The organism is Actinophytocola sp. KF-1 (genome assembly GCF_054661535.1).
Genome location: NZ_BAAFVK010000005.1, coordinates 509,770 through 524,904 on the forward strand (window position 1 = coordinate 509,770; position 15,135 = coordinate 524,904).

Here is a 15,135-nt window from a genome sequence, read left to right on the forward strand (position 1 = left end):
TCCGCGAACCAGAGCGTTCCCGGCAGGCGAACCCCGCCCTACGCGCGAAACCCACACCACGGGCGAACCCCACCGGCCGGCCAAGACCCGACTCCCGGGCCAAGCCCACCCGCCAGCCAAGGCCCGACTCCCGGGCGACCCCCATCCGCCAGCCCCGAGCCGCGAGCGCAGGTCTCTCACCCGGCACGTCCACCGAGCACCTCCACTCGGAGCAGTCAGCTCGCCGATCCGGCGGACACCGACCGTGCGTGGGCGCGCAGTTTGCCGAGAATGTCCGGCACGACGTCATTCAAATAAAAATGCCCGCCAGGAAAAACAGTCAGCTCAAACTCGGCAGAAGTGTGCTCACGCCAAGCCTCGGCCTCCGCGACCGTCACTTTCGGGTCGTTGTCGCCGGTTAGCGCGTAAATGGGACAACGCAACGGCGAGCCGGGCCGGTGCACGTACGTTTCGGCCGCGACGTAATCGCCGCGAATGGCGGGCATCACCATCGCGCGGACGTCCTCGTCGTCCAGGAGGGCCGCTTCCGTGCCGCCGAGGGCCTTCATCGCCGCCAGGAGGCCCGCGTCGTCGCGCAGGTGGGTGCGTTCCAGACGGGTGCGGTGGGGGGCCGGACGGCCGGACGCGAACAGGGCGGTCGGTATGACTCCGGACTGCTCCAAACGGCGTGCGAGCTCGTAGCCGAGTGTCGCACCGAGACTGTGGCCGAAGATCGTCAGCGGCCGGTCGGCCAGTGGGAGCACGGCGGGCAGCAGGCCGTCGGCGAGGTCGTGGATCGAGCGCAGGCACGGCTCCCGCAGCCGGTCCTGGCGGCCGGGGTACTGCACGGCCAGCACGTCGATCTCGGGGGCGAGTGCCCTGGACACGCCGAAGAAGTAGCTCGCGGAACCGCCCGCGTGCGACAGGCAGATCAACCGCGTCGCGGCGTCGTCCGCCGGGTGGAACCGCCGGACCCACAGGTCGGTGTCGGTCATCTCGCTCACCTCGGAAGTTCACTGTTCACGAACATGACGACGGGCCCACCACCGGCCCCGATCCGGTGATGAGCCCGCCACTGTGCACTCAGGACGCGACCGCGTTGTCGCCCGTGACCCGGGCGTCCGACCAGCTGATCGTGGTCGGTGCGACCGCAGCGAGACCGGCGTTGGTCATGCTGTCCAGCACGTCGATGGTGATGTTGCCGCCGGCCGGAGCCTCGCCGCCGTTGAAGAAGAAGGAACGGAGAAGCTCACTCGTGGTGGTGGACATGGAGTCTCCTTGGGGAGTTCGTTTGCGATAGCGGGGAGCAACCGCTGGTCTCAAATCTGCGTCATGGGGGTACCCCTCGGCAAGTTCCATGCTCATCGTTGGCCCATGCTTTCTCACCCGGGCAAGCCGTGAATCGCTCATATCGACTGGCGGCCCCCGCTCGGCTAGGCTCGACCTCTACCCCTGTGGCCGGCGCGGGCACCCGTGACGCGATCACCCCTGCCCGTTTCGCTTGTTCACATCCGAATGCGTTAAGTGGGAATGTTCCCCGGGCGCACACCCGGGTGTAACCATTCCGTGGTGACTGGGGCATTTCCAGACTCGGAGTGAAACCCATGAGGTTTTCTGTTCTCGGGAGCATCGAAGTCACCGGCGACGACCGCCGCCCGCTCGAACTCGGCGGGGTGAAACAACGGGCGATCCTCGGATATCTCCTGCTGCACGCGAACAAGGTGGTACCGACCAGCAGGCTGTTGCGCGCGATGTGGGACGGCGCCCCGCCGCCGACCGCGCGCAAGATGATCCAGAACGCGGTGTCCGGGATCCGGCGCGTCCTCGCCGGCCGGCCGGGTGACCTGCGCACCCACCCGCCGGGCTACCAGCTGTGCGTGGACACCGACGACGTCGACCTGTACCGGTTCCGCGCGCTCGCCCACGACGGCAGGCAGGCGATCACGGACGGTGACCCGGAGCGGGGCGCCGAGCTGCTGCGCGCTGCGCTGGCGCTGTGGCGCGGCCCAGCGCTCGCCGACCTGGTCGAGGCGGGCTACCGGTGGTCGGAGGTGGCCGCGGTCGAGGACGAGCGGCTGTCCACTCTGGAGGACCGGCTGGACGCGGAGCTGGTGTGCGGGCGGCACCGGGAGATCACGCCGGAGCTGGAGGTGCTGACCGCGACCGAACCGCTGCGGGAACGGCTGTGCCAGCAGTTCATGCTCGCGCTCTACCGGTCGGGCAGGCAGGCCGACGCGCTGCGGGTCTACCGGCGCACGAGGGCGGCGCTCATCGACAGCGTCGGCCTCGAACCGGGACGCGAGCTGCAGGAGCTCCAGCGCCGGATCCTCGAGCACGACGCCACGATCCAGCTGACGGTTACCGGGCAGTGAGCGACCGGCGACAGCATGAACGCTGGTACCAACGACTTCTAGCGAGGCTTGAGACATGCCGCGTACCGAACTGCTCCGGCCGTTGCCCGAGTTGCTCAGCGAGAACGCGAGCCGGTACGGCGAACGGGTCGCGTTCGCCGACTCCCGGCGGGCGGTGACGCACGCCGAACTGGCGGCACGCACCGCCCGCGTCGCCGGTCACCTTGCGGACCTGGGGGTGTGGCCGTCGGACCGGGTCGCCGTGTTCACCGACGGGGTCACCGCGGTCGAGAGCATCGTGGCGATCAGCAGGGCGGGCGCGATCGCGGTCCCGCTCGACCCGGCACTGGACGACGCCGAACTGGCCCGGCTGATCGCCGACAGCGGCGCCGACACGGTGATCACCGACGCCGACCGCGTCGCGCGCGTGCGCGCGCTGGACCCAGCGCCGCTCAACGTGATCGTCGACGGCGACGAGTTCGAGGCGCTCGCCACCACCGACCCCGAGGAGCCCGCGCGCGACGACCTCGCGCTGGACGACCTCGCGTTCCTCGTCTACACGGCGGGCACCACCGGTCCGCGCAAGGGCGTGCTGTCCACGCAGCGCAACGCGTTGTGGTCGGCCGCCGCCGCGTACGCACCCGTGGTCGGCCTGTCCGAAGAGGACCGTCTGCTGTGGCCGCTGCCGGTGCACGACGGCCTCGCCCACCACCTCGCCGTCCTCGCCACGATCGCGGTCGGCGCCTCGGTGCGCTTCGCCGACGGCAGGGACGGGCTCGGGGACAGCACCATCGTCGTCGGCACCCCGGCGGTGCTGAGGGCGCTCCTCGACGCCGAGGCGCCGCACCTGCGTGCCGGGCTCGCCGTCGGCGCGGCGAGCGACGCAGGGCTGCGGGAGGCCTTCGCGGCCGCGTTCGGCGCGCCGCTGCTGGACGTCTACGCCACCACCGAGACCTGCGGCCCGGTCGCGCTGACGTGGCCGCGCGGCGCCGCCGACGGCGACGCGCGCTGCCTGCCGGTGCCGGGCCTGTCCGTCCGCATCGTCGACCCGCTGACCGGCACCGACGTGGGCACCGGCCAGGAGGGTGAGCTGTGGGTCAGCGGCCCGAACGTGATGGCGGGCGGCTACCACAACCTGCCGGACGCGACCGCGTCCGTGCTGCGCACCGGCTGGTACCGCACCGGTGACCTGGCCCGTCGCGACGAGTCCGGCTATCTGGCCGTCACCGGCAGGCTCGCCGACGTCATCGTGACCGGGGACGAGCGGATCCGCCCCGAGCGGATCGAGCACGTGCTGCGCGCCGTCGACGGCGTGGCCGACGTCGCCGTCGCGGGCCGGCCGGACGACGACCTGGGCAAGGTCGCGGTCGCGTACGTGGTGGGTGACGCCGACCCGGCGCGGCTCCTGTCCGCGTGCCGGGACGGGCTGCCGCCCGCCGCGGTGCCGGTCGAGATCTTCGCGGTGCCTGCGATCCCCCGCACGGCCGCCGGTTCGGTCGTGCGGCACCGGCTGCTCGCCACCCCGGCCCGGCTGCTCGCGACCACCGTCACCGACGAACTGTTCGCGCTGGACTGGGAGCCGGTCACCGGCGCCGCCGACGTCCACAGTGAACCCGGCGACTGGGTGCTGGTCGGCGCGGGCGCCCTCGCGACCGACACCGAGCCGTTCGCCGACACCTACCCGGACCTGACCGCGCTGGCCGAGGCCGTCGCGGCCGGGCGCGCCGCCCCGGACGTCGCGTGCGTCGAGCTGGACGCCGACGGCATGCCGCCCGGCGAGCCGCGCGCGTTCCTCGCCGACGAGCGGGTCGCGGTGACCCGCCTGGTCCTGCTGACCAGGGGCGCGGTGCACGCGGGCGGCTACTCCCCCGAGCCGGGGCTGGCCGCCGCGTGGGCGCACACGCGGGAGATCCAGAAGCGCTACCCGTGCCGGATCGCGCTCCTCGACGCCGACGCCGTCACCGCGACCGCGCTGCGTGCCGCGGTCGCGTCGGGGCACGACGAGGTGGCGATCCGCTCGGAAACCTTGCTGCGGCCCCGTTTCGCCCCGGTCGGGGAGACCACGGGCGCCCCGGCGCTCGGCGGCACCGCGGTCCTGGTCGGCAAGCCCGACGAGACCCTGGCGCGCCACCTCGCCGAAGCGCACGGTTCGACCGTGGTCACCGCCGAGGACGCCGCCGCGCTGGCCGGGGTCCTCGCCGACCGCGCGGACGTCACGGCCGTCGTGTGCGTCGACGCGCCCGACGCGACGGCGCAGTCCGCGCACGAGCAGACCCTCGCCCGCGACCTCGCCGCGTTCGTGCTGGTCACCACCGGCTACGACACCCCGGCGACCGCGTTCGCCGACGCGCTGGCCCGCCACCGCGCGGTGCTCGGCCTGCCCGCGGTGTCCATCACCTGGTCCCCCAGCGGTTTCCTCACGCTGCCGGACGAGCGCCGCACCGCCATGTTCGACCTGGCGCTGGCCGCGGGCGCACCCAACGTGGTCGCCGCGCGCCGCAACGAGCTGGCCACCGGGTCGACCGCCATGCTCAACGCCCCGGGCGCCGAGGCGACGCTGGCCGCGCTGAAGGAACGGCTGCATGGACTGTCCACCGCGGACCGCACGCAGGCCGTGCTGGACCTGGTGCACGCCGAGACGATCGCGGTCCTCGACAGCCAGGCACCGGCCACTCTGGACGCCGAGACCCCGTTCCGCCAGCTGGGTTTCGACTCCCTGGCCGCCGTGCAGCTGCGCGGCAGGCTGTGCGCGGCAACGGGTCTCGACCTGCCCGCGACCCTGATCTTCGACTACCCGACCCCGGACACGCTGGTCGAGCACCTGCTGTCCGAGCTGGGTGTCGGCGAGACCGCGGAGAAGACCGCGACGGCGGTCACGGCCCGCTACGACGAGCCGATCGCGATCGTCGGCATGGGCTGCCGCTACCCCGGCGGTGTCACGTCCCCCGACGAGCTGTGGCAGCTCGTGGTGGACGGTGTCGACGCGGTGTCGCCGTTCCCGACGAACCGCGGCTGGGACCTCGCCGCGTTGTTCGACGGTGACGGGCCGGGCACGATCAGCGCGCGGGCCGGTGGCTTCCTGCACGACGCGGCCGACTTCGACGCCGAGTTCTTCGGCATCAGCCCGCGCGAGGCGCTCGCCATGGACCCGCAGCAGCGGCTGCTGCTGGAGACGTCGTGGGAGGCGCTGGAGCGGGCGGGCATCGACCCGACCGCGTTGCGCGGCACGGACACCGGCGTGTTCGCGGGTGTCCCCGTCCAGCACTACGGCCGCGGCGGGCACACCGAAGAGGACGGTGTCGAGGGCTTCCTCATCACCGGCATCGCGAGCAGCGTCGCGTCCGGCCGCATCGCCTACGTCCTCGGGCTCGAGGGCCCGGCGATGACCGTGGACACCGCGTGCTCGTCGTCGCTGGTCGCGCTGCACCTGGCCGTGCAGGCGCTGCGGTCCGGCGAGTGCTCGCTCGCCATCGCGGGTGGGGTCACGGTCATGTCCGGGCCGGAGACGTTCACCGAGTTCTCCCGGCAGAACGGCCTGTCGCCGGACGGCCGGTGCAAGGCGTTCTCCGACGACGCCGACGGCACCGGCTGGTCCGAGGGCGCCGGCATGCTGGTCGTGGAGCGGCTCTCCGACGCGCAGCGCAACGGGCACCCGGTGCTCGCCGTGCTGCGCGGCACCGCGATCAACCAGGACGGCGCGTCGAACGGCCTGACCGCGCCGAACGGTCCGTCGCAGCAGCGCGTGATCCGGCAGGCGCTCGCCAACGCGGGCCTCACGCCGTCCGATGTGGACGCCGTGGAGGCGCACGGCACCGGCACGACGCTCGGCGACCCGATCGAGGCGCAGGCACTGCTCGCGACCTACGGCCAGGACCGCGACCGGCCGCTGTGGCTGGGTTCGCTGAAGTCCAACATCGGGCACGCGCAGGCGGCGGCCGGTGTCGGCGGCGTCATCAAGATGGTGATGGCGCTGCGCAACGAGCTGCTGCCGAGGACGCTGCACGTCAGCGAGCCGACGACGAAGGTCAACTGGTCGGCGGGCGCGATGACGCTGCTGACCGAGCCGACGTCCTGGCGGGCCGGGAACACCGTGCGCCGCGCGGGTGTGTCGTCGTTCGGCATGAGCGGCACGAACGCGCACGTGATCATCGAGGAGGCGCCGCCCGCCCCCGAGCCCGAGCTCGCCATGGGGCCGGCCGTGGTGCCGTGGGTGCTGTCGGCGCGGACCGAGCAGGCACTGCGGGACCAGGCGCTGCGGCTGAAGACCTTCGTGGAGGCACGCCCGCACCTGACGGCGGCCGAGGTCGGCCGCTCGCTGCTCGACACCCGCACCCGCTTCGACCACCGCATGGTGGTGACGGGCGCGGACCGCGACGAGCTGCTGGTGGGCCTGACCGCCGGCGTGCCGTTCACGGGCGCCGCGGGCAAGCTGGCGGTGCTGTTCACCGGTCAGGGCGCGCAGCGCGCGGGCATGGGACAGCAGCTCTACCAGGCGTTCGGCGAGTTCGCGGCCGCCTTCGACGAGGTGATGGCGCACTTCGAACCCGAGCTGCGCGAGGTGATCACCACCGGCGACGGCCTCGACCACACGGGCAACACCCAGCCCGCGCTGTTCGCGATCGAGGTCGCCCTGTACCGGCTGCTGGAGTCGTGGGGCGTCACGCCGGACTACCTCGCCGGGCACTCGATCGGTGAGCTGGCCGCCGCGTACGTCGCGGGGGTCTGGTCGCTCGAGGACGCGTGCAAGGTCGTCGCCGCGCGCGGCAGGCTGATGCAGGCGCTGCCCTCCGGTGGCGCGATGATCGCCATCCAGGCCACCGAGGCGGAGGTGCTGCCGCACCTGACCGACACGGTCGGGATCGCGGCCATCAACCGGGCCGACTCGGTCGTGATCTCCGGTGCGGAGTCGGCCGCGCAAGCGATTGCCGCCGCGTTCACCGCGCAGGGCCGCAAGACCAAGCAGCTCACGGTGTCGCACGCGTTCCACTCGCCGCTGATGGACCCGATGCTGGGCGAGTTCCGCGCGGTCGTGGAGAGCGTGACCTACCGCGAGCCGGTCATCCCGATCGTCGGCGCCGACCCGACGAACCCCGAGTACTGGGTGAACCACGTCCGCGGCACGGTCCGCTTCGCCGACAACGTCGCCACGCTCAAGCAGGCCGGCGTGCGCACGTTCGTGGAGGCCGGGCCGGACGCGGTGCTGTCCGCGATGGTCGACGACGCGACCACGATCCCCGTGCTGCGCGCGGGCCGCGACGAGCTGCGGACCGTCGCCGACGCGTTCGGCCGGCTCGCCACCGTGACCACTGTGGACAGCCAGGCGTTCTTCCCCGGCACGCGGATCGTCGAGCTGCCGACGTACGCGTTCCAGCGCCGGTCCTACTGGCTGCGGCCGGCGGACATCGGCGACCTGGGGGCGGCCGGCCTGACCGCGACCGGGCACCCGCTGCTCGGCGCGATGATGGGTGTCGCGGACTCCGACCGGCTGGTGCTGACGTGGCGGCTGTCGCTGCAGGCGCAGCCGTGGCTCGCCGACCACGCCGTGCTCGACACGATCCTGTTGCCGGGCACCGCGTTCGTGGAGCTGGCGGGCCGGGCCGCGGAGGCGACCGGGCACGCCGCGATCGAGGAGCTGACGCTGCGGGCGCCGCTCATCCTCACCCACGAGAAGCCGGTCGACCTGCAGGTGTGGACCGGCAGGCCGGACGAGCACGGCCGCCGCACGGTCGAGGTGTACTCGCGCCAGGTCGACGCCGACGGTGAGTGGACCCTGCACGCGGCGGGTGTCCTGACCGACGACCAGCCGTCCGCACCGGCCGTCGTGGACACCGAGTGGCCGCCCGCGGGTGCGGAACCGGCCGCGGTGGGCGACTTCTACGACTGGCTGCTGTCCCGCGGCTTCACGTACGGCCCGGCGTTCCAGGGCGTCCAGGACGTGTGGCGGGTCGGCGACGAGCTGTACGCGCAGGTCACGCTGCGTGAGGAGGAGCAGTCCGGCGCCGCGCGGTTCGGCGTGCACCCGGCGCTGCTCGACGCGGCACTGCACCCGGTGGTGCTGCACCTGGACACCGGTGAGCGCAAGGCGCAGGCGTGGCTGCCGTTCGCGTGGCGGGGTGTGCGGCTGCACCGGTCGGGCTCGACCGTGCTGCGGGTGCACCTGGCCCCGGCGGGCAACAGCGCGGTCCGCGTGCGTGCGACCGACGCCGAGGGCAACCCGGTGCTGGACGCGGAGTCGGTGGCGCTGCGGCCGGTGTCGACCGATCAGATCGGCGGCGCCGCGACCCCGGTGGCCGCCCTGTACACGACCGACTGGGTCACCGTGCCGACCCCGGCCGAGCGCGACGACGTGCCGGTGCACGTGGTCGAGGCGGGCACCCCGGTGCGCGACGCCGTGCTCGGCACGCTCGCCGCGCTGCAGGAGTCGCTGGGGAGCACGGGACGGCTGGCCGTGGTCACGCGGCCCGGCGACCTCGCGGGCTCGGCCGTGTGGGGTCTGGTGCGGTCCGCGCAGACCGAGCACCCGGACAAGTTCGTGCTGGTGGAGTCGGACGGCGACCTGGTCGACGCGGCCATCGCGTCCGGCGAGGCGCAGATCGCGGTCCGCGACGGCGCCCTGACCGTCCCCCGCCTCACCAAGGCGGAAACGGCCACGTCGGACGCACGGCTGTTCGACCCGGCGGGCACGGTCCTCCTCACCGGTGGCACCGGCGCGCTCGGTGGTGCGCTGGCGAAGCACCTGATCGCCAACCACGGCGCGCAGCACCTGGTGCTGACGTCCCGCCGCGGCCTCGACGCCCCCGGCGCTGCCGAGCTGCGGGACGAGCTGACCGCGCTGGGCGCCCGCGTGGAGATCGCCGCCTGCGACGCCGCCGACCGCGACGCGCTCGCCGCGCTGCTGTCGCGGATCCCGGACCTGACGGGTGTCGTCCACGCGGCTGGTGTCCTCGACGACGGCATCCTGGAGGCGCTCACGCCGGAGCGGGTCGACGCGGTGCTGCGGCCGAAGGTCGACGCCGCGCTGAACCTGCACGAGCTGGCCGGTGACGTCGAGCTGTTCGTGCTGTTCTCGTCGGTGGCGAGCATCCTCGGCACCGCGGGCCAGGCGAACTACGCCGCCGCCAACGCGTTCCTCGACGGGCTCGCCGCGCTCCGGCACGCCCAGGGCAAGCCGGCGACGGCGCTGTCGTGGGGCCTGTGGGCGCAGGACAGCGCGATGACCGCGAACCTGACCGAGGCCGACCGCGCCCGGCTCAACCGCGGCGGTGTGCTCCCGCACTCCGTCGAGGACGGCCTCGCCCTGTTCGACGCGGCGTGCCGCAGCGGGCAACCGCACCTGGTGCCGGTCACGCTGGACCACGCCGCCCTGCGCACGGCGACCTCGGCGCCGCCGCCACTGCACGGGATGGTGAAGATCCCGCGCAAGCGCAAGAGCAGCGGTCAGGTCGCGCTGGCGCAGCAGCTGGCCGGGCGCACCGACGAGGAACGCAAGGTGTTCCTGCTGGACGTCGTGCGCACGCAGGTGTCGTCGGTGCTCGCGCTGCCGGACCCGGACGCGGTCGGCGCCACGAACGCGTTCAAGCAGCTGGGTTTCGACTCGCTCACCGCGGTCGAGCTGCGCAACCGGCTCAACACGGTCACCGGGCTGCGGCTGCCCGCCACGCTGACCTTCGACTACCCGACCCCCGAGGCGCTCGTCGACTTCCTGCTCGCCGAGCTGGGTGACGGGCAGGAGCAGCAGGCGGTCGCGGCGGCGCCGGTGCGGGCGAGCGACGAGCCGATCGCGATCGTCGGCATGGCCTGCCGCTACCCGGGTGGTGTGTCCACTCCGGACGACCTGTGGGCGATGCTCACCGCGGGCGCGGACGGTGTGACCGGCTTCCCGACCGACCGCGGCTGGGACCTCGCGAACCTGTTCGACCCCGACCCGGACACCCCGGGCACGAGCTACGTCAGCCAGGGCGGGTTCCTGCTCGACGCGGCCGGGTTCGACGCCGAGTTCTTCGGCATCAGCCCGCGCGAGGCGCTCGCCATGGACCCGCAGCAGCGCGTGTTCCTGGAAACCTCCTGGGAGGCCCTGGAAAGCGCGGGCCTGGACCCGAACGCGCTGCGTGGGTCGTCGACGGGTGTGTTCACCGGCCTCATGACGCACGACTACGCGGCCCGCTCCAGCGCGGTGCCCGACGGCGTCGAGGGCTTCTGGGGCACGGGCACCGCGGGCAGCGTGGCCTCGGGTCGCGTCGCCTACACGCTCGGCTTCGAGGGCCCCGCGGTCACGATCGACACCGCGTGCTCGTCGTCGCTGGTGGCGCTGCACCTCGCGGCGCAGGCGCTGCGGTCCGGCGAGTGCTCGCTCGCGCTGGCCGGCGGCGTGACCGTCATGGCGACGCCCGGGCTGTACGTGGAGTTCTCGCGGCAGCGCGGTCTCGCGAAGGACGGCCGCTGCAAGGCGTTCTCCGACGCCGCCGACGGCACCGCGTGGGCCGAGGGCGTCGGTGTGCTGGTCGTGGAACGGCTGTCGGACGCGCGGCGCAACGGTCACCGCGTGCTCGCGTTGCTGCGCGGGTCGGCGGTCAACCAGGACGGCGCGTCCAACGGGCTGACCGCGCCGAACGGGCCGTCGCAGCAGCGGGTCATCCGTGCCGCGCTGGCGGGTTCCGGGCTCACACCGGCCGATGTGGACGCCGTCGAGGCGCACGGGACCGGCACGTCGCTGGGTGACCCGATCGAGGCGCAGGCGCTGATCGCGACGTACGGGCAGGACCGCGACCGTCCACTGTGGCTCGGTTCGCTGAAGTCCAACGTGGGTCACACACAGGCCGCGGCCGGTGTCGGCGGTGTCATCAAGATGATCCTCGCCATGCGCAACGGCCTGCTGCCCAAGACACTGCACGTGGCCGAGCCCAGCAGCAAGATCGACTGGTCGGCGGGCTCGGTGGAGCTGCTGACCGAGCCGGTGCCGTGGGAGCGGAACGGCCGCCCGCGCCGGGCCGGGGTGTCGTCGTTCGGCGTGAGCGGCACGAACTCGCACGTCATCATCGAGGAGGCGCCCGCGGAGCCGGTCACCGAGCCCGCGGACGGCCCGCCGGTGGTGCCGTGGGTGCTGTCGGCGCGGTCCGAGCAGGCGCTGCTCGACCAGGCGGCACGGCTGAAGTCCTTCGTGGAAGCGCGGCCGTCGCTGCGGATCGCGGACGTCGGGCGGTCGCTGGTGGAGACCCGCGTCGGGTTCGACCACCGGGCCGTCGTGTACGGCGCGGACCGCGACGAGCTGCTGAGCGCGCTGGACGAGATCACCCCCGAGGTGGTCCGGACCGGCAAGCTGGCGGTGCTGTTCACCGGTCAGGGCGCGCAGCGGGCCGGCATGGGCCAGCGGCTGTACGAGGCGTTCCCCGTGTTCGCCGACGCGTTCGACGAGGTCTGCGCGCACTTCGAGGCCGACATCCGCGAGGTGATCATCTCCGGGCAGGGCCTCGACGAGACCGGCAACACGCAGCCCGCGCTGTTCGCGTTCGAGGTGGCGCTGTACCGGCTGCTCGAGTCGTGGGGCGTCAAGCCCGACTTCCTCGCCGGGCACTCGATCGGCGAACTGGCCGCCGCGCACGTGGCCGGCGTGTGGTCGCTGGAAGACGCGTGCACGATCGTCGAGGCACGCGGCCGCCTGATGCAGGCGCTGCCTGCCGGTGGCGCCATGATCGCGATCCAGGCGACCGAGGAGGAGGTCACGCCGCACCTCACCGACGAGGTGGGGATCGCCGCGATCAACGCACCGGACTCGGTCGTGATCTCCGGCGAGGAGGTGGCCGCACTCGCGATCGCGGCGAAGTTCGCGGACCGCAAGACCAAGCGGCTCACCGTCTCGCACGCGTTCCACTCGCCGCTGATGGACCCGATGCTGGACGAGTTCCGGGCAGTCGCGCAGAGCGTGACCTACCACGAGCCGTCGATCCCGATCGTCGGCGCGGAGCCGACCGACCCCGAGTACTGGGTGCGGCACGTCCGCGGCACCGTCCGCTTCGCCGACAACGTGGCGACGCTCGCCGAAAAGGGCGTGACCACGTTCGTCGAGGCCGGGCCGGAGGCGGTGCTGACCGCGCTGGGCGGCGAGGACTTCGTGCCCACCGCCCGCCGCGACCGCGACGAGGTCCGCACGGTCGTCGAGGCGCTCGGCAGGCTGCACACGCGGGGCGTGCGCGTCGACCTGTCCGTCCTGTTCGCGGGTGCGGGCCGGGTGGACCTGCCGACGTACGCGTTCCAGCACCAGCGGTACTGGCTGATCACGCAGGAGTCGGCGGGCAGCGCGGCCGGGCTCGGCCTCGGCGCCACCGACCACCCGCTGCTGGGCGCCGCGCTCGGGCTGGCGGACTCGGACCGGGTCGTGTTCACCGGCAGGCTGTCGCTGCGCGACCACGCGTGGCTCGCCGACCACGTCGTGCACGGCGCCACGCTGGTGCCGGGCGCCGCGCTGGTCGAGCTGGCGCGCCGCGCGGCCGAGCACGCCGGGCTGGACGTGATCGACGAGCTGACGCTGCACGCGCCGCTCGTGGTGACCGAGGCCGACGCCGTGCACGTCCAGGTCGAGGTCGGCGAACCGGACGAGAACGGGTTGCGGGCCATCCGGATCCACTCCCGCCGCGAGGGCGCGGACGAGCCGTGGACCCAGAACGCCAGCGGCACGCTCGGCACCGACGACGCGGCCCCCGAGGTGTGGACGGGTGAGTGGCCGCCGGCGGACGCGACCCCGTTGACCGTGGACTACGACGCGATCGCGGACCTCGGCATCGAGTACGGGCCGGCGTTCCAGGGCCTGCGGTCGGTGTGGCAGCGCGGCGACGACCTGTTCGCCGAGGTCACCCTGCCGGAGGGCGTGAACGCCGACAAGTACGGCATCCACCCGGCGCTGCTGGACTCGGCACTGCACGCGATGCTCGTGCCCATGCGGCAGGTGATGTTGCCGTTCAGCTGGAGCGGTGTGCGGATCACCGGCCCGGCCCCGGCGGCGCTGCGGGTGCGGATCACGAAGACCGGGACCGACGCGTACGCGCTGGCCCTGGCCGACCGCACCGGCACCCCGGTGGCGACGGTGGAGACGCTGGTCGCCCGCCCGGTCGACGCGGCGGCGCTGCGCAGCGGCCCGGACTCGCTGTACCGGCTGGACTGGGTGCCCGCCGGACCGACCGCCGCGTCGGCGGAGGACACCGACGTGCTGCACGTCGAGACGACCGACGTCCGCGAGGCGGTGGCGCAGACGCTGTCCGCGCTGCGGAACGCGGACGACCGGCTGGCCGTGGTCACCCGCGGCGCGACGACCGGCGAGAACCTCGCGGGCGCCGCGGTGTGGGGCCTGGTCCGCTCGGCGCAGACCGAGCAGCCGGACCGGTTCACGCTGATCGACACCGACGTCGACGACATCGACGCGGCCCTCGCGTCCGGCGAGCCGCAGGTGGCGGTCCGCAAGGGGTCGATCCTGGTGCCGCGCCTGGCGAAGGCCGCGGTGCCCGCGTCGGACCGGCGGCTGTTCGACCCGGACGGCACGGTCCTGATCACCGGCGGCACCGGCGCGCTCAGCGCGGCACTCGCCCGCCACCTGATCACCGAGCACGGCGCCAAGCACCTCGTGCTGACGTCCCGCCGCGGCCCGGCCGCCCCGGGCGCGGCGGAACTGGCGGCGGAGCTGGGTGTCGAGATCGTGGCGTGCGACGCGGCCGACCGGGACGCGCTCGCGGCACTGCTGGACGGCATCCCGAACCTGGTGGGTGTCATCCACGCGGCCGGTGTCGTCGACGACGGCACGCTCGACTCGCTCACCCCCGAGCAGGTCGAGAGGGTGCTGCGGCCGAAGGTCGACGCGGCGTGGCACCTGCACGAGCTGTGCGGTGACGTCGAGTTGTTCGTGTTGTTCTCGTCGGCGACGAGCATCCTCGGCACGGCGGGCCAGGCGAACTACGCGGCGGCGAACGCCTACCTGGACGCGCTGGCGGCACACCGGCACGCGGCGGGCCTGCCCGCGGTGTCGCTGTCGTGGGGTCTGTGGGCGCAGGACAGCGCGATGACGAGCCACCTGTCGGACGCGGACCTGGCGCGGATCAACCGCGGCGGCGTGCGTGCGCACTCCGTCGAGGAGGGCCTGGCCCTGTTCGACGCGGCGTGCCGGGCGGGCGAACCGCACCTGGTGCCGATCGCGCTGGACCAGACGGCCCTGCGCACGGCGGCGAACGTGGCCCCGCCGCTGCGGTCGTTCACGCCGAAGCGCCGCCAGGCCAAGACGGCGGTCATCCCGATCGCGCAGCAGCTGTCGGGCCGGTCGGAGGAGGAGCAGCGGACACTGCTGCTGGACCTGGTGCGCACGAGCGTCGCCACGGTGCTGGCACACGGCACCCCGGAGACGATCGCGGCCGACCAGCAGTTCAAGCAGCTGGGCTTCGACTCGCTCACCGCGGTGGAGCTGCGGAACCGGTTGAACGCGGCGACGGGCCTGCGCCTGCCCGCCACGCTCACGTTCGACTACCCGACGCCGAAGGCGCTGGTCGCGTTCCTGCTGTCGGAGCTGGTCGGCAGCCAGGAGAAGCAGCGCCGCCGCACGGTGGTCGACACGATCGCCAAGCTGGAGTCGGCACTGGAGGACCTCGGTCCGGACGCCGACGTGGCCGCGTCCCTGCAGCGCCTGCTGGCCAAGGTGCGCGACAAGGCGGCGGAGCCCGCCCCGGTCGCCGAGGAGAAGGACGACCTGGACGAGATCACCGCCGACGACCTGTTCGACCTCCTGGACGACGAACTGGGCGACGTGGCCTGACACCCCGCGAGTCGCGCT

General features: G+C 73.4%; 4 protein-coding genes. 2 read left to right on the forward strand and 2 right to left on the reverse strand.

Translation table 11 applies throughout. From position 1 onward, the window contains the following. Nucleotides 1-215: 215 nt before the first annotated feature. Nucleotides 216-974, reverse strand: a complete 759-nt coding sequence (locus tag ACYQ77_RS18210; RefSeq protein ID WP_459712780.1) for a thioesterase II family protein — start codon at nucleotides 972-974, stop codon at nucleotides 216-218. 88 nt (nucleotides 975-1,062) lie between these two features. Then, the gene (locus tag ACYQ77_RS18215; protein ID WP_459712782.1) at nucleotides 1,063-1,248 is read right to left on the reverse strand and encodes a hypothetical protein; all 186 of its coding nucleotides are present in this window, start codon (nucleotides 1,246-1,248) and stop codon (nucleotides 1,063-1,065) included. A gap of 335 nt (nucleotides 1,249-1,583) precedes the next feature. Here ACYQ77_RS18215 and ACYQ77_RS18220 point away from each other — a divergent pair, with 335 nt between their 5' ends. Beyond that, nucleotides 1,584-2,351, forward strand: coding sequence for an AfsR/SARP family transcriptional regulator (locus ACYQ77_RS18220; protein WP_459712784.1), 768 nt, complete (start codon nucleotides 1,584-1,586; stop codon nucleotides 2,349-2,351). Between the two features lie 55 nt (nucleotides 2,352-2,406). After that, nucleotides 2,407-15,117: an SDR family NAD(P)-dependent oxidoreductase gene (locus ACYQ77_RS18225; RefSeq protein ID WP_459712786.1), complete on the forward strand. Its 12,711-nt coding sequence runs from the start codon at nucleotides 2,407-2,409 to the stop codon at nucleotides 15,115-15,117. The last annotated feature ends 18 nt before the right edge of the window (nucleotides 15,118-15,135 follow it).

What these genes read in the sequence shown, in the direction of transcription:
- ACYQ77_RS18210 (WP_459712780.1), bottom strand. Translation starts at nt 974, where the DNA reads ATGACCGACACCGACCTGTGGGTCCGGCGGTTCCACCCGGCGGACGAC.
- ACYQ77_RS18215 (WP_459712782.1), bottom strand. Translation starts at nt 1,248, where the DNA reads ATGTCCACCACCACGAGTGAGCTTCTCCGTTCCTTCTTCTTCAACGGC.
- ACYQ77_RS18220 (WP_459712784.1), top strand. Translation starts at nt 1,584, where the DNA reads ATGAGGTTTTCTGTTCTCGGGAGCATCGAAGTCACCGGCGACGACCGC.
- ACYQ77_RS18225 (WP_459712786.1), top strand. Translation starts at nt 2,407, where the DNA reads ATGCCGCGTACCGAACTGCTCCGGCCGTTGCCCGAGTTGCTCAGCGAG.